13 protein-coding genes are annotated in these 18,934 nt (G+C 60.2%); 7 read left to right on the top strand and 6 right to left on the bottom strand.

What is annotated here, in order from left to right; genetic code table 11:
- Positions 1–55: 55 nt before the first annotated feature.
- Complete coding sequence (locus ABGT79_RS11400) at positions 56–382, bottom strand: TIGR03905 family TSCPD domain-containing protein (RefSeq protein ID WP_294485052.1); 327 nt, start codon at positions 380–382, stop codon at positions 56–58.
- Positions 383–990: 608 nt separating this feature from the next.
- Here ABGT79_RS11400 and ABGT79_RS11395 point away from each other — a divergent pair.
- From ABGT79_RS11395 to ABGT79_RS11385, 3 genes are all read left to right on the top strand, one after another.
- Positions 991–2,304, top strand: a complete 1,314-nt coding sequence (locus tag ABGT79_RS11395) for a GTP-binding protein (RefSeq protein ID WP_346666270.1) — start codon at positions 991–993, stop codon at positions 2,302–2,304.
- A 177-nt stretch (positions 2,305–2,481) separates the two neighbouring features.
- A complete protein-coding gene (locus tag ABGT79_RS11390; protein WP_346666269.1) occupies positions 2,482–3,663 on the top strand; it encodes a GTP-binding protein in 1,182 nt (393 codons plus the stop codon).
- 132 nt (positions 3,664–3,795) lie between these two features.
- Positions 3,796–4,824 (top strand): metallophosphoesterase, encoded by a 1,029-nt coding sequence (locus ABGT79_RS11385; protein ID WP_346666268.1) that lies wholly within the window; start codon positions 3,796–3,798, stop codon positions 4,822–4,824.
- A gap of 515 nt (positions 4,825–5,339) precedes the next feature.
- Here the strand turns inward: ABGT79_RS11385 and hydG are convergent.
- Positions 5,340–6,758, bottom strand: a complete 1,419-nt coding sequence (gene hydG / locus ABGT79_RS11380) for a [FeFe] hydrogenase H-cluster radical SAM maturase HydG (RefSeq protein WP_346666267.1) — start codon at positions 6,756–6,758, stop codon at positions 5,340–5,342.
- Between the two features lie 472 nt (positions 6,759–7,230).
- On the opposite strand from hydG, the gene ABGT79_RS11375 reads away from it, so the two are divergent.
- From ABGT79_RS11375 to ABGT79_RS11360, 4 genes are all read left to right on the top strand, one after another.
- Positions 7,231–7,476, top strand: coding sequence for a TM1266 family iron-only hydrogenase system putative regulator (locus ABGT79_RS11375; RefSeq protein ID WP_346666266.1), 246 nt, complete (start codon positions 7,231–7,233; stop codon positions 7,474–7,476).
- Positions 7,477–7,625: 149 nt separating this feature from the next.
- Positions 7,626–8,471, top strand: coding sequence for a fumarate hydratase (locus ABGT79_RS11370; RefSeq protein ID WP_346666265.1), 846 nt, complete (start codon positions 7,626–7,628; stop codon positions 8,469–8,471).
- Between the two features lie 10 nt (positions 8,472–8,481).
- Positions 8,482–9,039 (top strand): Fe-S-containing hydro-lyase, encoded by a 558-nt coding sequence (locus tag ABGT79_RS11365; protein WP_346666264.1) that lies wholly within the window; start codon positions 8,482–8,484, stop codon positions 9,037–9,039.
- 789 nt (positions 9,040–9,828) lie between these two features.
- Positions 9,829–12,897, top strand: coding sequence for a hypothetical protein (locus ABGT79_RS11360; RefSeq protein WP_346666263.1), 3,069 nt, complete (start codon positions 9,829–9,831; stop codon positions 12,895–12,897).
- 133 nt (positions 12,898–13,030) lie between these two features.
- On the opposite strand, the gene ABGT79_RS11355 is transcribed toward ABGT79_RS11360, so the two are convergent.
- From ABGT79_RS11355 to clpB, 4 genes are all read right to left on the bottom strand, one after another.
- Positions 13,031–13,765 (bottom strand): response regulator transcription factor, encoded by a 735-nt coding sequence (locus ABGT79_RS11355; protein WP_346666262.1) that lies wholly within the window; start codon positions 13,763–13,765, stop codon positions 13,031–13,033.
- A 180-nt stretch (positions 13,766–13,945) separates the two neighbouring features.
- Positions 13,946–14,215, bottom strand: coding sequence for a hypothetical protein (locus ABGT79_RS11350; RefSeq protein ID WP_346666261.1), 270 nt, complete (start codon positions 14,213–14,215; stop codon positions 13,946–13,948).
- Positions 14,216–14,311: 96 nt separating this feature from the next.
- Positions 14,312–15,718 carry an outer membrane homotrimeric porin gene (locus tag ABGT79_RS11345; RefSeq protein ID WP_346666260.1) on the bottom strand — a complete coding sequence of 469 codons (1,407 nt, stop codon included), beginning with the start codon at positions 15,716–15,718 and terminating at the stop codon, positions 14,312–14,314.
- Between the two features lie 546 nt (positions 15,719–16,264).
- On the bottom strand, positions 16,265–18,889 hold the full coding sequence (gene clpB / locus ABGT79_RS11340) for an ATP-dependent chaperone ClpB (protein ID WP_346666259.1): 2,625 nt from the start codon (positions 18,887–18,889) through the stop codon (positions 16,265–16,267).
- Positions 18,890–18,934: the final 45 nt, after the last annotated feature.

Genomic DNA, 18,934 nt, shown 5'->3' with positions numbered 1-18,934 from the left:
GCCTTCTTTTTAATGATGGAGTGGCGGGCGGCGTTCAGACCGCCGACGTGCCGCGCTACTTCGCCACGGAGGCAAAGGCGTCCAGACCGAAGCGTGGACGTTCCGGGGTTTCTCCGGCGTTCAGCTTGTCGCGCAGCTCAATAAGCGCCTTGCGGAGCTGTTCGGGGCAGGACGTCACCTTCGAGGTGGGGCAGATGGGCATGTCGGCGAAGCGGTCGATCACGTCGTCGATGGACATGCCGCGAATCAGTCGGCCTATTCCGTTCAGATTGCCGGGGCAGCCGCCCTTGAACTCGAAGTTGTTGATGGTCCGGCTTTTTTCATCCACGTCTATCATGAACATCTTGGAGCAGACGCGCTCCGGCGTGAAAACAAACTGCATGATTTTTCCTCCTTAATTGGAAAACAGTGTATTACGAAAAACTCTCGCCTCTGGCAAGCCGTGCAGGCGGATGCGCCGGTCTCCCCGAAGGCTCTCCCCCCCCCAAAAAAAAACGCCGTCATGCGCTCTGGAGGCACGCACTCCCCGAACGCCGCCGTGCTTCCACGGAGATTTTTCTTTTCCCGAACGCCGTCGGATGTTCCCTCCCGGGCACTTCTGCCCCGGGCCCTGCGCCGCACGCCCGTTCTTTCCACTCGAAAACGGCCCTCTCCCTCCCCAAAGCCGTGCAAGCCCCCCTTTCCCATCGGAGACGGCGCACTCCCCCGCATGCCCCGGCCTCTGCCTTCCCCTTCTGCGCCCGCGCCGCCGAACGCCGCCGCAGATTACCTCGCAGCACGGCCTCGACGCCGGGGCTTCTTCCGCAGACAGGCGTCGTCGGCAGGGTCTTTTCCGGCGCGCATGGTTGACGCCGCGCCATTTTGTCCTATCTTGAACGTGCCGCGCATGACGCCTTCCGCATTCGCCCCCGGGCATCCGGAAGAATCGGCATCGCGCCGGACGCCGCCGCGCCCGCATCAACGCGCATCCGCGCTCTCAGGAAGGTCATCATGAATAAAAGAAAAATAGTCCCCATCACCGTTCTCTCCGGCTACCTCGGCGCGGGCAAGACCACGCTGCTCAATCACGTGCTTTCCAATCAGGAAGGCTACAAGGTCGCCGTCATCGTCAACGACATCGGCGAAGTCAACATCGACGCGAGCCTCATCGCCAAGGGCGGCAGCGTGGAAATGGACGACAGCCTCGTGCCGCTCTCCAACGGCTGCATCTGCTGCTCCCTCAAGGTCGATCTGCTTCAGCAGGTGCTCAATCTCATCGAATCCGGCCGCTTCGACTACATTCTCATCGAGGCGAGCGGCATCTGCGAACCGCTGCCCATCGCGCAGACCCTCTGCCTCGGCGATGAATCCCTGCCCAAGATATGCCGCCTCGACGGCATCGTCACCGTGGTGGACGCCCGCCGCATGGTGGACGAATTTCTCGGCGGTCAGCGCCTCGTGGAAGAAGACATCGACGAAGAGGACGTGGCCAGCCTCGTCATTCAGCAGATAGAGTTCTGCACCACCATCGTGCTCAACAAGGTGGAAGGCCTCACCGAAGATCAGCTCGGTCTGCTCAGAACCGTGATCCACAAGCTCCAGCCCGAAGCAAACATCATTGAAACCAACTACGGCAAGGTGGACGTGAAGGACATTCTCGACACGGGCCGCTTCGACTTCGACCGCGCCTGCTCCTCCATCGGCTGGGTGCAGGCTCTGGAAGCCGACGCCCCCGAAGAGGACGAAGACGAACACGACGATGACCACGATCATCATCACGATCACGAACACAAGCATCATCATGATGATGACGACCACGACGAGCACAAGCACCATCACCACCACGATGACGACGAGCACGAACATCATCATGGCCACGATCATGACGAGGACGAGCACGAACATCATCACGGCCATCATCACCATCATCATCACGGCGATCATGAGCACGGCGAGGAATACGGCATTTCCACCTTCGTGTATTTCCGTCGTCCGCCCTTCGATCAGAAAAAGTTCGAGGACTTCGTCAACGACGCCTGGCCTGCCAGCGTGATCCGCTGCAAGGGGCTCATCTGGTTCCGCGACGAGCCCGACACCGCCTATCTGTACGAACAGGCCGGCCGTCAGATGACCGCCTCGCCCTACGGCGAATGGGTGGCCGCCGCACCCGCCAAGCGTCAGGCCGCCGAACGCCGCGTGGACAAGCAGCTCGACGCCGAATGGGACGACACCTACGGCGACCGCATGCAGAAGCTCGTCTTCATCGGTCAGCACATGGACAAGGCCGCCATCTGCGCCGCCCTGGACGCCTGCCTCGAAAAATAACGTCCTTTCCGTTTCCGTCATGGCGGGCAGCGCCGCTCTTTTGCTCCCTTTGCGCGAAAGAACGGCCTGCCCGTCTTCCTTTTCCCGACGATCGGGCGCGCAGCGCGCACAACCTTTGCGGCGCGCCGTCAACGCCCGTCACCTCTACCCGCGCCAGTCGCGGTCATCGTTTTCATCATGCGCAGAAACATCGTTCCCATCACGCTTCTTACCGGCTATCTCGGCGCGGGCAAGACCACGCTGCTCAATCACGTGCTTTCCAATCAGGAAGGCTACAAGGTCGCCGTCATCGTCAACGACATCGGCGAAGTCAACATCGACGCCGCGCTCATCGAAAAAGGCGGCAACGTGGAGATGGAAAGCAGCCTCATTCCCCTTTCCAACGGCTGCATCTGCTGCACCCTCAAGGACGATCTCATGCAGCAGATTCTCGATCTCATCGCCACCTGCCGCTTCGACTACATTCTCATTGAAGCGAGCGGCATCTGCGAACCCATGCCCATCGCCCAGGCCATCACGCTGGGCGACGAAGTCATGCCCACGGTGTGCCGCCTCGACGGCATCGTCACCGTGGTGGACGCCATGCGCATGGCCGACGAATTTCTGAACGGCGAAAAGCTCCTCGGCGACAACGACGAGGACGACGTGGAAAGTCTGCTCATCCAGCAGATAGAATTCTGCACCACCATCGTGCTCAACAAGGTCGATGAAGTTTCCGCCGAGCAGCTCGCCACGCTCAAGGCCGTGATCCGTCAGCTTCAGCCCGAGGCGCGCATCATCGAAACCAACTACGGCAAGGTGGCCGTCAAGGACATTCTCGACACGCACGCCTTCAACTTCGCCAAAGCGGGAAAATCCGCCGGCTGGATTCAGAGCCTCCAGAAGTTCGACGCCGACAAGGCCGCGCACGACGAGCACGATCATCACGAACACCACGCCCACGAGCATCACGAACACGCCGAAGGCCATTCCCACACCGAGGAATACGGCATTTCCACCTTCGTGTACTTCCGGCGCGCGCCCTTCAATCAGGACAAGTTCAGCGACTTCGTGGAAGCGTCCTGGCCGCAGTCGGTGATCCGCTGCAAGGGGCTTTTGTGGTTCAAGAAGAATCCCTCCATGTCGTACATGTTCGAGCAGGCAGGCAAGCAGACCGTGGCCACGCCCTTCGGACGCTGGATGGCCTCCGCACCGGCCGAACAGCGCAAACAGGCGCGCAGGGCCAATCCCGAACTCGACCGCAACTGGGACGAACGCTACGGCGACCGCATGATCAAGCTGGTGTTCATCGGCAGACACATGGACGAGCAGGCCATCTGCGCGGCTCTGGACGCCTGTCTGGACGAAGACAAGTCCTGACGGGAGCTTGCATAATTCTCCGCGCGTTCCTCTTTTATCTCCATGACAGTTGTGCTAATCTGAACTTCATACCGGGGCAGCGGCGTTTTTCAAGGGTATTCCGGCCCTGTCCCCACGGCACTGGAGCTGCTTATGCTGAATGGTTACGACGTGATTGGCGATATACACGGATGCGCGGACAGACTGGAAGCCCTGCTCTCCCGCCTCGGCTACGAAAAAAACGGCGGCGTGTGGAGACATCCCGACCGCATGGTCGTCTTTCTCGGCGACTACATCGACCGGGGACCGCAGATTCTGGAAACGCTGACCATCGTCCGCAACATGCGCGAGGCCGGTTCCGCGGAGTGTCTCATGGGCAATCATGAATTCAACGCCGTATGCTGGAGCACGCCCGATCCCGACAATCCGGGCGAGTTCATCCGCAGTCACAACGAGGCGCACACGGCCCAGCACGCCGCCACGCTGGAACAGCTTGCCGGATGCTATCAGCCCTGGATTCAGTGGATGCGCACCCTGCCGCTGTGGCTGGAGCTCGGCGATCTCGGCGGCGACGGCAGTCGCCTGCACATGATTCACGCCTGCTGGTCTCCGACGGCCATGCGCACGCTGCTCAACAACGAATGCGGAGGCGAAAGCCTGGTGACCGGCCGCAAGGACGCGCCCCGTCTCACCGAAACGGGATACGTGCGCGCCGGAGGCGACAAGGAAAGCTGCGAATACGAGGCGCTGGAAGTGCTGCTCAAGGGCCCGGAAATTCCGCTGCCGGACGGCGTCTTCTTTGAAGACAAGGACGGACACCCCCGCCGCCGCATCCGCGTGAAATGGTGGCTCGGCATGGGCCGCACCTGCCGCGACATGGCCCTCATGGGCCGCGACGACATTGCCTCCCTTCCCGAAGACGCCGTGCCGGACCCCGGAAGCTGGGAAGCCATCGACGTGGAATATCCCACCTTTTTCGGGCATTACTGGCGCAGCCCCGGCGAAGAGATACGCCTCTGTTCGCCCTCCGTGGCCTGCCTCGACTTCAGCGCGGTACACGGCGGCCCGCTTGTGGCCTATCGCTGGAACCGCGGCGACACCGCCCTGCGGGACGACCGCTTCGTGTGGGTCGGCAAGGAGGCTGACGCCACCTCCCGCTCGCAGCGCATCTTCTTCCCCTGATGCCGCGCAGAGCGCCGGATGAAGCGTGCTTTTCCCCCTGCGCCGCCTTCCATCATCGACAAAAAGCTCCCGCAGACGCGGGAGCTTTTTTCATGCGCAAAAACGCCGCCTTCCTGAACCGAAGACGGCGTTTCTCTGCAAAAAAGATGGAGAGAATCGGGCGGGGCTGCCGGAAAGGGGACCTGTTCCCTTCCGAAAGGCGCTCTTCTCCTGCAGGAAGAACTCCCCGCCCGTTCTGACGACTCTCCGGCAAAACCATGCCGGAAGGCGAGAGACCGTCCGGCCTCTCAAAACATGCTGCGGCCGCGCGAGGCAAAAAGGGCCGCGCCGACCACCGGCGTTTGCGCCTGCTCGAAGGGGAAAGCCCGCGCCGCGGTTTTCTTCCGAAAACTTCGGCGCAGGCCCGCCGGACAGGCGGCCCGGCGCTGAACGGGCATGCGTTCAACGCCGTCTGCCGCGTTTATTTCCGCGCGCAGTTCCCTGGCCGCCCTTCTCTTCCGAACGCCGACCAGGGCTTAAAAACGCAGATCGCGCTCCCCCTGCTCCAGGCGCTTCAAATACTGCGCCGTCTGATTTCTCCGAGGCTCCCGGCTGATGCGGGAAAGCTCGTCGGCTATCATGTTCTCGCCGAGCGCGCGCAGTTCGTCGTCGGCGTAGTCCAGCAGATATTCCTTGAAGGTCAGCATGGCGTTGGGCTGACAGCAGTTGCTTATTTCGCCGCTCTTGGCCAGCGGCATGAAGCGGTCGCCGGTGCGGCCGGAACGATAGCAGGCCGTGCAGAAGCTCGGCAGATAGCCGTCGCGAACCAGTCCCTTGAGCACGTCTTCGGGCTTGCGTTCGTCGGCAAGATGAAACTGCGGCGCTTCGCCGGGAACGACGCGCTGCGGATGGGCGTAGCCGCCCACGCCCACGCAGGAACCCGCGCTCATCTGCGACATGCCTATGTCGAGCAGCCCGCGGCGAAATTCCGCGGACTCTCTGGTGGTGAGAATCATGCCGGTGTAGGGCACGGCCAGACGCGTCACCGCAATGAGATGCTTGAAGTCGTCATCGCTCACCAGACTGTAGGCGGAATAATCCACGCCCTCGGCGGGCAGCAGCCTCGGGAACGAAATGGTGTGCGGTCCCACGCCGGCCACCGCCTCAAGATGCTCGGCGTGCATCAGCAGACCCATCACCTCGTAACGCCAGTCGTACAGGCCGAAAAGCACGCCGATGCCCACGTCGTCCAGGCCGCCTTCCAGCATGCCGCGGTCCATGGCCTCGGTGTGCCACTCGTAATTGGCCTTGGGGCCGCCCATGTGCATGAATTCGTAGGTGGGCTTGTGGTAGGTTTCCTGAAAAAGAATGTAGGTGCCCAGTCCGGCATCCTTGAGTCTGCGGTAGTTTTCCGCCGTGGTGGCGGCAATGTCCACGTTCACGCGGCGGATGGAGCCGTTGCGAAGCTTCGTGGCATAGATGGTGTGCATGCACTCAATAACGTAATCCAGAGGGCAGTTGCGGTCGTCTTCGCCCGCCTCAAGAAGCAGACGCTTGTGACCGAGCGCCTCCAGCGCAAGCACTTCCTCGCGCAGCTCCTCCTGCGAAAGCTTGCGCCGCACGGTCTTGTTGCTCGCGTGAAAGCCGCAGTAGCGGCAGTTGTTCACGCAGTAGTCCGAAAGGTACAGCGGCGCGAACATCACGATGCGGCGGCCGTAAATGTGTTCCTTGATTTCGCGGGCCAGCGCGTAGATGCTCTTCAGCGTGTCCTCGTCTTCCACGAACAGAAGCGCGGCCGCCTCGCGATGCGTGAGCCCGCGGTATTCCCGGGCCTTGTTCAGAATGCGGGCCACTTCAGCCCGGTCGGAAGAAAGCTTTCGCCCCTCTTCCAGAGACTCCAGAATTTCGGCGTGGTCGATGAACTCGTTGGAGTCCAGCGAGCGGACATTGTACATGCAGATTCCCCGGCGGATCATCCGCCCCGGCGCTCGGCCGGTCATGGCAGCAGGTGCCGTTCAGACAAGGCGCAGCAATAAAAAAAGCGCCCACCCGTAAGGAAAGGCGCCCGACGATCGCAGCTTCCCGCCGACGGCGGAAGACAAGACGGGGACAGCACAGACCTTTCTGATCGGAAAGCAGAACGCCATCCTCTCAGTCGGGATACCGTAACAAAACCGCATGGCGCGGCAGACCTCCCGGAAGATGAATCCGCCGGTCGGACGCAGACATCATACGCTTCCTGCGCAATTAGGCAAGGGGAAAGGCCGAAACGTCCGCACCATCTTCCACGACCCTCGGCGCGCGCCCATCATCTTCTTGACAAGCCCGGGCATTCCTGAAAGTCTCCTCGTCAACGAACCGGGCCGCATCCCGGAACAATACGACCTTTCCCGTCCCTGCAACGGAATGTTTTTCAGGAGAAGCATCATGGAAGAAAACCGCCTCGGCATTGTCGGCATCATTGTGGAAAACCTCGAATCCTCCGCCGCCCTGAACGCGATTCTGCATCAGTACTCCGACATCATTGTCGGACGTCTGGGCATTCCCTACCGCGACAGGGGCGTGTCCATCATCTCCATCGCCGTGGACGGCAGCAACGAAGCCATTTCCGCCATGACCGGAAAAATCGGTCAGCTGGAACACGTGTCCGTGAAATCCGTCATCACCAAGTAATCTTGCGCCGCGTCAGCAAGCGAAGAGGCCCGCCGGTTCGCCGGACGGGCCTTTTGCGTTGCGGGCGGCGAACCGGCGCGCGTCGCTCCGGTTTATTTTCCGAAAAAAAAGTCCTATGGTCGCAAGGAACTTACGCCTCAGGAGTCACCATGCGAGAAATTTCCGTCGAACTCATACGCGACACCGTGGCGCGGCTGGCCGTGGAGGCCTGCTGCCGCCTGCCCGAATCCACGCTGGCGGCCATGCGCCAGGCCAGAGAATGCGAACTTTCCCCCACCGGCCGCGACGTACTGGATCAGCTCATCCAGAACGCGGGCATCGCCGCCGAGGAAAACGTCCCCATCTGTCAGGATACCGGACTCGCCGTGGTGTTCGCCGAAATAGGTCAGGACGTCCACATCACAGGCGGACTTTTTGAAGACGCCGTCAATCAGGGCATTGCCAAGGGCTACACCGAAGGCTATCTGCGCAAGTCTTCGGTGGCGGAACCGCTCTTTGAACGCAAAAACACCGGCGACAACACGCCCGCCGTCATCCACACGCGCCTCGTGGCCGGCGACCGCATCACCCTGCGCCTGGCCCCCAAGGGCGCGGGCAGCGAAAACAAGGGCGCGCTGCACATGCTGGTTCCCGCCGACGGCATAGAAGGCGTGAAGAAGGCCGTGGTGGAAACCGTGCGCCACGCCGGAGCCAGCCCCTGCCCGCCCATGGTCGTCGGCGTAGGCATAGGCGGCAACATGGAACTGGCCTGCCTGTGCGCCAAAAAAGCCTGCGCGCGCGACATTGAAAGCCGCAATCCCGATCCCCGCTACGCCAGACTCGAAGACGAGCTGCTGGAACTCGTCAACAAGCTCGGCACCGGCCCCGCCGGACTCGGCGGCAGCGTGACTGCCTTCAAGGTGAACGTGGAATTCTGCTCCACCCACATCGCCAGCCTGCCCGTAGCCGTGAACATCAACTGCAACGCCGCGCGTCACGCCGAAGCCGTGCTGTAAGGATTCCGCCATGCCAGCCACTCATCATCTTGTCACGCCCCTTTCCAAAGACGACATACGCAAACTGCGCATAGGCGACCTCGCCTTCATCAGCGGCACCATCTACGCCGCGCGCGACGCCGCCCACAAACGCATGATCGAAGCGCTCGACCGGGGCGAATCCCTGCCCTTCGATCCCGCCGGACAGATCATCTATTACGTGGGCCCCACGCCCGCAAAGCCGGGCAGACCCATCGGCTCGGCCGGGCCCACCACCTCGGGCCGCATGGACGCCTACGCCCCGCGCCTCATGGAACTGGGCCTTGCGGGCATGATCGGCAAGGGCAACCGTTCCCGCGCCGTCATGGACGCCATTCGCGACAACGTGTGCGTGTATTTTGCCGCCACCGGAGGCGCGGCCGCGCTCATTTCCCGCTGCATCCGCTCCTACGACGTGCTTGCCTGGCCGGAACTCGGCCCGGAAGCCCTGGCCGCCATGACCGTGGAAAACTTTCCCGTCACCGTGGTGGCGGACTGTCGGGGCGGCGATCAGTATGAAGAAGGAAAAAAGCCCTACCAGAGCATCTGATCCGCTCTGACGCCTGATATCTGCTCCTGCCGCAAGCGTGCGACAGGAGTTTTTTTTTACGCTTCCGCTGGCGTTCGCCTTCCGGGGCCTGATGCCCCGCAGATGCGCATTCTCCGGCCATCTTCCGGCAATCGACGCGCTCCGCCTTCGTGCAAAACGCCCGCGCTCTGCAAAGTCGCGTGAACATCGCCCCTTCCCCGCTGGAGAGAGTCCCCCGGCGCGTTGGGAGCGCCCGACAAGACCACGAGCGGGGACAATCCGGTGCAGACGCTGCGGCGCGGCAGCACCCCGAAGGCCGGAGAATGCCGAGGAGCCTGCTGCCCGACCAAAACAGCCTCCTCGGCCGGGGCACTCCCCTCCCCGCACGCCCCCCTCACTTGTGGATCATGACCTATTCCTTTTCGGCGCTCCCCCCTCCGCCCCGGCATCTTCATGCTCTCTCTTCTGCCTGTAAAAACAGGCATGCCCCTCGCAAAAGCGGAACGGCCCGCCCCAGACGAAAAGCTGCCGCGCCTGCCCCGAAGGCATTCCCCTGACCTCTGCTCTTCACATCTCTTTCTCTTTTCTCTCGCATGAGTCCTGTCCGTTTGCGTCGACGCAAAAAACAACGTCACGGCCCCGTACGATGTCCGCATGTTTTGTTTTCCATAGCATCATCTTTCACAAGATTATAACAAAGCTGTCATAATATGCCGGGATTGTTGACGAGTGCGCTTTTCTGCACGTATATATGACAAAGTTGTTACAATTATCTTTTCCCCCCGGGGAAGCAAATACCGGCGGTGCTCCATGGCCGACATCTTCTTCGACAGGCAGGACAGAGAGCTCATGAAGATGATCAACACGATCATCGACTACGGCCCCTCCTCCGACCTTGAACATAAAATATTCAATGCCCGACTCCATCCCCACGGCATACTGAATCTCACCACCACGCACGAATTCCGCATGGCGCAGGCCGTCATCAATCTGCTCGGCAGCCTCACCAAGTCCGGCCCTGCCGAAGATCGTCTGGCCGCCCTGCGCACGTTGCACGACGAAGTGCTGCACAGCGCCCAGACCACCTTCCGCTACAACACCGGCCGCGTGCTCATTCAGATCATGAAGGCCATCATCCGCTCGCGGGACGACGAGCACGCCCAGCTCCGGCTGATCCACGATTTCCGCAAGGCCGTTTCCGGCAATCCGCGCATCGTGCGGGAATTTCTCAACCGTCATCACCTCATGGAAATGCCGGAAGAATGGAATCAGCTCACCATGGATCATCACGTCCACGATTCCAACACCAAAGGACGCAAAAACGCCACCTTCCTCATCATGGACGCCTGGGTGAAGGGCATACGGTATCTTACCGTGGTGTACTACAACTATGTGGATCTGGAAGTGGCCCGCGAGCTGCTGAGCGCCGCCGCGATCATGGGCATTTCCGTGCGTATCGGTCTTGAGTTCCGCGCGGCGTTCCGGGGCCGCTACGTGAACTTCATATGGGCTCCGCGCGGATTCTCCGACATCCAGGACTTCCTGGAGTTTCTCTCCTCAGACGCCATGCGGTCCTTCATGAGCGAAGGCCGCATGGCCTCGGCCTGGATTCGGGATCACGTCATGGCCACGCTGGATCTGTGGAACAAAAAACACGCTCACGCGCTCACGCGGGATCTCGGCATTCCCGTCACAACGCTGGACCCCGACGCGTTTCTCGCCTTTGTGGGCAACGGACAGCCTTCGCTGCTGCATCTCGCGGAATTCGTTCACAAGGCGCTGCTGCCGAAGTTCAAGACCAAAATCGCCGATCTCTCCATGGAACTTGAGGAGGCAAGCGACGCCCGCAGAGAAGAAATTCTCAGGCGCATGCGCCGTATGGACGCCTTTACCCCTTCCGTCATTCACGACAGCTGTCTGGCGCCTTCCTGCAATCCCGAACTGCCCTCGCCCGAAGATCCACCCTCCTCGCCCGACGACGAACGCCCGGAACTTCTGCGCCTCAGCGTGCCGCAGCTTCTCGAACACCTGAGTTCGCTGCGCAGCGGCTACCGCATCACCCTGCAGCTCGCCGGGCTCACCGCCGAAGACGTGCTGGAAATTCTCTGGGACGGTCAGGGGTTCATCACGCATCTGGAGCTGTTCAACGTCAAGGAGTGGCACGACGGCAACCTGCCCCATCTCAAGGAAATCAACGATCTCCAAGTCGCCATCAACACGGGCGACGTCATGCGCCTCAAGAAAATTCTGCGCGGCATGCTGCGGAACTTCGACTGCGACTGCTCGCCGGATTCGCAGACCCGATGCGAAAAATTCCGCGCCATTCTGGCCGATATTCCGGCCCTTCAGGCCCTGTACCGCTACGCGCCCCTTGCCAGCCACATGGGCACGGATTCCACCAGTCACCTCGGCAACCGCTACGGCATGGGGCTGGCCGTGCCCGAAACCCTGCCCGGCTCCGCCCGCAAGCGCCTGAAAGGCAACAAATACATAAGTTCTGTCACCCTGCCCATGCGCCTTCAGCTCGGCTACCGGGTGGAATACCTGCCGAGCGGTCACCCCTCGCCGCTGCTTACCTGGCTGCGCCGCCGCATGAGCTTTCTCAAATGCGGCATGAACCGCACCAGAGAATGGGAGCCCCTCTATGAAAACGTGCGCATAGAACAGCCGGGCAACATCATCACCATGGGCGGCATCACCGTGGAAAAATCCAACAGCCTCGTGCCCGAACCGGGAACGCAGGCGCTCGTCCACGACGAGGAAAGAGGAGGCAGAGCCTACCTCAACACCACCATGTCCAACGTACTCAAGGTGCTGCTGGGCTTCATTCCCGCACTGCTTACCTTCCTGAACACGCAGGAATGGTGGGTGCTCGCCTGGTTCGGCGCGCCCATCTGGTTCGGCATCACCGGCGTGCGCAACGTCATTCAGGCTGTCATCGCAGGCGGCGGCGTGCGCAAAAACATGCTGCTTTCATGGAAAAAATTCGTGAACTGGTCGCGCGTGTGCGACTCGCTCATGTACACGGGCATTTCCGTCATTCTGCTGGAAGGCCTCACGCGAAACCTGCTGCTCAGCCGCGTGCTCGGCATTACCGTGGAAAACGCCCCGCTGCTCGTTTTTTCCATCATCGCGCTGGCAAACGGCATCTACATTTCCTCGCACAACATCTATCGAGGATTCCCGCGAACCGCGGTCGTCGGCAACTTTTTCCGGAACGTGCTGGCCATTCCCGTGGCCATGCTCTACAACTCCGTGCTCTATACGCTCTTTCCGCTCATCATCAGCATGCCTCCGGAGCAAATACTCATTCCCGCGGCGGCCATCGTCTCCAAGTTCGCTTCCGACACCGTGGCGGGCATCATCGAATCCGTGGCTGACAGGCGCAACAACTACCGCCTGCGCGGATGGGATTATCAAACCAAGCTCAGACACCTGTTCGACTGCTACACCAGACTCGAACTCGCCTTCCCCGACAAGGACATGCTTGCCCTTCTGGCCCAGCCCAGAGAATTCATACGCTTCACGAGTCAGGAAAAGGCCCGCGCCCTGCAGGTGGAAAGCATCATCAACGCGCTGGACCTCATGTATTTCTGGTACTATCAGCCCTGCGCCCAGCAGACGCTGCTTGCGCTTCTGCGCGGCATGACAAGAGAGGAACGCATTGTTCTGGCCCGTTTTCAGGGCATTCTGCTCAACGTTCAGGAAGTCTGCCAGCTCTTTGTGGACGGCATGCTCGGCCTGAACTTCTCCCGCGCCCTCTCCTTCTACCTGGACAACTACGAGGACTACATCAACACCATTGCCCGCCACTGCTCCGCATTCGATACCAGGTACCAGCTGCGCGGCAAAACGTCCTGCAAAAAAGAACACAACTAGTCCCGCTTCAAGAAACGAACGCCGCGCCTGACCAGAAACAGCTCAGGCGCGGCGCAGTCATTGACGCTCCAGAGCGGACAGACAGGCGTTGCGCCGCGGCCGAACCGCACTCGAACGCCGACATGCCCGCGCGTCATTGCTGCGAGGCAAGGGCCGACGCTTCGGCAGGCGGCCACGGCGTCAGACGGAAGCCCACGTGCGTCACGGTTTTCAGAATCGGCCTTCCCGCCGCCTGCAGCGCCCTGCGCAGAGAATGAATATGCGTACGCAGCGAATCGCTGTCCGGCGGAAAGTCTCCGTAAATTTCATATTCCAGATCCTTCCGGGACACGACGCCGGGAGCCTGACGCATGAGCCTCGCCAGAATGGTGAAGGCCGTGGGCCTGAGCGTGAGGGGAACGCCCTCGCAGGTGACCGTATGCATGTGCGGATCCAGTTCCAGCCCGGCCCAGCTCAGCGTGCGGGATCCCTGACGAGCGCCAATGCGCCGCACCAGGGCGCGCACGACCGCCTCAAATTCTCGCATGTCGGCAGCTTTGTTGATGAATACGTCTGCGCCCCAGTTCAGGCCAAGCACTTTGGCCTCCAAGGATTCTCCATCCATAAACATAAGAATGGGCGTTTCCAGCCCCACTTCATCGCGAAGAGGACGGCACAGCGTCAGGCCGTCCATGCCGGAAAGCGCTATGTCGATAAGAAGCGCGTCGTAGGTGCTGGAAGAAGCTCTCTTCCATCCGGCCGTGCCGCTGGAAGCCATATCCATATTGTAGCCGAGCGGCGTGAGGTATTTATACAGCGTTTGTGCAAACTGTTCATCTTCCGTGACGAGAAGCAGGCGAAGCCCTTTTTCTGACAGTAACGATTCCACGCGTTCAGGACCTCTTTGTAAATAATGTTCATGAACGACGCCGCCGGACACGGACTGCTCTTCCGAACTGCAACGGCGGGAGGTCACCGGAGACATGCGTCATGTCATTCCCTGGACTGCTCCGGAACGACACAACGACGCGCCTTCTATCGTTTGATATTTTCCTGTTTTTTCAATAAGCTATAATGATAAAGGCGTTGCCATGCCCCATAAACTCCCCTTCGTCGCACCTGTAAAGGCTTTGCCGAAGCAGGCCATGCGCGTTAAACGCCATGCCGTGGATATTCTCACAGTATGATTCACTTTCCCCAGCAGATAATTAACTATTTTAACAGGCGTCCATGCCATGGTGGACAAAACGCCTTGCGTCGCATTTTCCGCCATTGTCCAGCTTTTGGACAGATACTCGCTATTTTTATCCAACATATTCATATAATAGAGAATATTCACAAGCGTCATTAATTCAAAAAACGGGAAAGGTCACAATGGCCTTTCCCGTTTTATTCATTTGGACACCTTGTTCATGTCCTATACGCCGAAAGCGTATTAGAACAGGTACTGGAAGGTAAGAGCGGTGCTCCAGCCGTCCTTGTCAGTCTCGTTGTTCGCAGCCCAGGTGGCGTGATCGCCGTCGCTGTAGTCGGTGATCATGTAGGCGAGTTCGAGGCAGGCGCTCAGGTTCTTGTAGATCTGGTAGGTGCTGGCCAGGTTGAATTCAACAACGTTGTCGCTGCTGGTCATGTACTTGTAGGGGTTCTCCTTGGCAGCCAGATTGTCATCGTTGGTGCCCTGGAACCAGGTGACGGTGAACTTGTGGGTCAGATCCTGCAGGAAGCTGACGTCTTCGATACCGGCCTGGAGGCCCCAGGTGCCGGAGATGTTGTGACGCACGGTGGTGTCGAACAGGCCGAATTCACCAGCGGAGTAACCGAAGGTGGGATGGAAACGGCCGGCCCAGGCAGGAATCCAGCCCTGGCCCTTGTAGGTGGCGTCGCTGTCGTCACCGGAGCCGTACCAGCCGCCGAAGATCGGGGTGCCGTAGGCGGTCTTGTAGGAAGCCTTGGCCTGCACATACCAGCCGCTGCGGTCCTGATAGTTGGTGCCGTTGCTGGCAGCGTCATAACTAACCATGCCGTAAGCGCCGGAGACCTTCAGCACGAAGGGATCGAAGTAGCTCATCACGAAGTTGGTGCCGGCCCAGAAGGCATTGCCGTCAGCAAGAATCTTGGTGCCGTCGGGAGTGCTCAGCTCGTTGCCAGCGCCGTAGCCAGGCCAAGTGATTGTACCATCTTCATCCATGGAAGCGGAATCGTTCCACACGCCGTCGGAAGCGTCGAGAGAAGCGTACATCACATAAGGAGTGAAGGAGAAGCCGTCGAACTTGAAGGCGGCCGTAGCGGCGAAGAAGTCGGACTTGTTGGACTGGTCGGTGTCGTAGGTGTTGATGCTGTCGTAGGCACCGCGCAGCCAGAAGGCGGTAAGGTCGAGCCAGTCGGTCACAGGAGCGGTCACGACGATACCGTCGCGGCCCTGCCAGCCGGGATGCATGATGGCGTTCTTGCCGAAGGCGTCTTCAGGCAGACCAACGAGCTGACGGCCCATGCGAACCTTCACGACAGTCTGGGGGATCACCCAGTCAATGTAAGCCTGACGCATGCCGACCTTGGTGCTGTTGCCGGAAGTATCGGAGCCCCAGTCGTAGGTGGTGGTGCTGTCAACGCCGGTGCCGACCTGAACCTGGAAGTAGCCGGACAGGTTTTCATTGGCGGTAAGGGTCATGCCGAGACGCAGACGCTGACCAGCCTGATCGAAGTTCTGGCCGGTGCCGACGCGTTCGCCGGTAACGAAGTTGAACAGATACTGGCCGTCCATCTTAAGATCAACAGCGGAAGCAGGGGCAGACGCGGCAAAAACGAGGCCGGCAGCCAGAAGAAGCGTAGTAAGCTTTTTCATTGTAGTCATTCCTTTGAAAAAATTGGTTTGTAACACCGTTATGGAAAATCCCTCTTTTTCCATGAGACGACCTTGGCACCCCAAATTGAAAGGAAACGATATTTTTCTGTTAACGAGATGTTAAAATCAAAGTTTTTCCGCAAAAATTTTTTTATTCTGCCTGCCGTCGCCGCCCGGTTTCGTCAAAAATTTTGTCAAAAATCATGGCCCCGCCGTCTTGATCTTCTACGCCGAACGTCCGCGCTCAGGGCGGCGCTGTCTAATCCGCCGCGGCAACTTCGGCGGCAAGCCGTGCAACGCTTCCCTTGACCGACCGCCGTACCGGAAGGCCTCTCCAGGCCGAGCGCGTTTCGACAGCCTCGCCCGATTATCAAAATAATATTATAATTTTACTGTGTTATTCAAACTACTCTCATTTTATCCCAAGCTCTCCGCTACATCTCGCCGCACTCAGGGCATAAAAAAAGAGCCCGTCATGCCGATAATCGACATGGCAGGCTCTCTGCCGCCGCTCCGTTGCCGGAGCGGCTATGATTCAATCAGGCCTTACCCTTCCACTCTCTCGAATCTCAGGGTGCCGCCGTCTTCATTCTTGTCAACCACAACGCGCACCTTCCAGCCGTCGCGGATTTCGCCGCTGATGACCGCACGGGCGAGCCTGGTTTCCAGGTTATGCTGAATCCAGCGCTTGAGCGGACGCGCGCCGTAGGCGGGGTCGTAGGCCGATTCGGCAATGAAGCTGCGGGCTTCGTCGGAAAGTTCCAGCGTGATCTTGCGCTCGTCGAGTCTCTTCTGCAGGCTCTTGATCTGCAGATCCACGATGGAGCCGATCTGATCCGCGCGCAGCGGATAGAACATCACGGTTTCATCCACACGGTTCAGGAACTCAGGACGGAAGAACTTCTTGAGTTCGTTCATCACCGCGTCGCGCACGCCGGGCTTGAATTCGCCCTTCTCGTCGATGCCGTCCAGCATGATGGGAGAACCGATGTTGGACGTCATGATGATGATGGTGTTGCGGAAGTCCACGGTGCGGCCCTGGCTGTCGGTCAGACGACCGTCGTCCAGAAGCTGAAGCAGCGTGTTGAACACGTCGGGATGCGCCTTTTCCACTTCATCGAAAAGCACCACGCTGTAGGGCTTGCGGCGCACGGCCTCGGTGAGCTGACCTCCTTCCTCATAACCGACATATCCTGGCGGCGAACCGATGAGGCGGGAAACCGAGAACTTCTCCATGTATTCGCTCATGTCGAGACGAACCATGTTGTCCTCAGTGTCGAACAGGGCTTCGGCCAGCGCCTTGCACAGTTCGGTCTTGCCCACGCCGGTGGGGCCGAGGAAGATGAAGGAGCCCAAGGGGCGATGCGGGTCGGAAAGACCGGCGCGGGCTCTCAGCACCGCATCGGACACGGCCTGCACGGCCTCGTCCTGACCGATCACGCGTTCATGCAGACGCGCAGGCAGCTCCAGCAGCTTTTCGCGTTCCGACTGCAAAAGACGCGTCACCGGAATGCCGGTCCAGCGGGCCACAATGTCGGCCACGTCGTCCGGGCCCACTTCCTCGCGGAGCAGGCGGGTTTCCTTGCCGTCGCTCTGAGCAGCGGCCTTCGCTTCGGTCTCCTTGAGCTGCTTTTCAAGCTCGGGGAGCGTGGCGTACTTCAGCTGCGAAGCCTTGGCCAGATCGTAGGAGCGTTCCGCCTCTTCAATCTGATGACGGGTCTGCTCAATCTGTTCCTTGAGCTTGCGCACGCCGTTGATGACCTTCTTTTCCTCTTCCCAGCGGGTGCGCAGCGTGGTCTGCGTGCCGCGCAGATCGGCGAGCTCGTTTTCCAGCTTCTGCAGACGCTCGCGGGAAGCGTCGTCGGTTTCGCGGCGCAGGGCTTCGCGCTCGATTTCGAGCTGCATGACCTTGCGGTTGATTTCATCGAGCTCGGAAGGCAGCGAATCGATTTCCGTGCGGATCATGGCCGCGGCTTCATCAATGATGTCGATGGCCTTGTCCGGCAGCTGACGGTCGGAAATGTAGCGCTGCGAAAGCACCACGGCTTCCACGATGGCGGAGTCGCTGATGCGCACGCCGTGATGCACTTCAAAGCGTTCTTTCAGACCGCGCAGAATGGAAATGGCGTCTTCGGTATTGGGCTCGTCCACCAGCACGGGCTGGAAACGACGTTCCAGAGCCGGATCCTTTTCAATGTACTTGCGGTACTCGTCGATGGTGGTCGCGCCTATGCAGTGCAGTTCGCCGCGGGCCAGCATGGGCTTGAGCAGGTTGCTCGCGTCCATGGCGCCGTCGGTCTTGCCTGCGCCCACAATGGTGTGCAGTTCATCGATGAACAGAATGATGCGGCCTTCCGCGCGCTGCACTTCGTTGAGCACGGCCTTCAGACGTTCCTCAAATTCGCCGCGGTACTTCGCGCCCGCAATGAGCGCGCCCATGTCCAGAGCGATGAGTTTCTTGTTCTTCAGGCCTTCGGGCACGTCGCCCTTCACGATACGATGCGCAAGACCTTCCACAATGGCGGTCTTGCCGACGCCGGCCTCACCGATGAGAACAGGGTTGTTCTTTGTGCGGCGGGACAGAATGCGGATCGTGCGGCGGATTTCCTGATCACGGCCGATGACGGGGTCGAGCTTGCCCTTGCCGGCCTCTTCCACAAGATCGCGTCCGTACTTGGAGAGCGCCTCGTAGGTTTCTTCGGGGCTGGCGGAGGTCACGCGCTGACCGCCGCGCACTTCCGCGGTGGCGCGCAGGAACTTTTCCTGATCGATGCCGTTCTTGCGGCAGATGTCGCCCATGGCTCCGCCCGCTTCAATGAGCTGAGCGAAGATGTGCTCCACGCTGATATATTCATCCTTGAGGCGACGAGCGAGCTCATCGGCCTGAGCGAGCGCGCGGGCCAGACGCTGCGTGATGCGTATGGTCTGCTGCTCCACGCCGGAACCGGTCACGGAAGGACGCTTGTCCAGCGACTGTTCCAGCTCCGCGGCGATGACTTCGGGCTTCGCGTTCATGCGCGAGAGAATGCCGGGAACGAGCCCGTCCTTCTGACGCAGCAGCGCAAGAGCGAGATGCTCGACGTCCACTTCCTGATGATTGCGCATGAGGGCAATGTTCTGAGCGTCGCCCAGCGCCTCCTGCGCCTTCATGGTAAGCTTGTTCATGTCCATAAAAACTCCTCCCTGCGGAACGCCCGTACCGGGGCTTGCGCCTGT

This window comes from uncultured Mailhella sp., from assembly GCF_963931295.1.
Taxonomy (GTDB): Bacteria; Desulfobacterota; Desulfovibrionia; order Desulfovibrionales; family Desulfovibrionaceae; genus Mailhella.
The sequence above is the reverse complement of the archived record's forward strand: the minus strand, read 5'-3'. Positions and strand labels throughout refer to the sequence as shown.